Origin of the sequence: Kitasatospora papulosa, from assembly GCF_000717245.1 — a bacterium.
GTDB lineage: Bacteria > Actinomycetota > Actinomycetes > Streptomycetales > Streptomycetaceae > Streptomyces > Streptomyces papulosus.
This window is the reverse complement of record NZ_JNYQ01000085.1, coordinates 1-257: the sequence shown is the minus strand read 5'-3', so window position 1 is coordinate 257 and position 257 is coordinate 1. Positions and strand designations below refer to the sequence as shown.

At 66.5% G+C, this 257-nt stretch carries 1 protein-coding gene; it reads right to left on the bottom strand.

From position 1 onward, the window contains the following. On the bottom strand, positions 1-257 hold a 257-nt coding region (locus tag IA22_RS0133830), incomplete at both ends, for an IS5/IS1182 family transposase (protein WP_030125889.1).

The window sequence follows — 257 nt, the reverse complement described above, 5'->3', positions numbered from 1 at the left end:
GCCTGGGCGGCGAACACTGATCTGCGCGAGGACCTGCTCGAACTGCGTGCAGTCGTTGATGTTGCCGCCGGTGACGACAAAGCTGAGCGGACGGCCATGGCCGTCGCAGGCGAGGTGAATCTTGGTCGTCAGTCCGCCACGGGATCGTCCGAGGCTGCGCCGTTTCTGCAGGGCCTGCCCCTTTTTACGGGCGCCGGCCGCGTGCTGATGAGCGCGGGTGATCGTGGAGTCCACGGAGACCAGCCAGTCGACGTCTC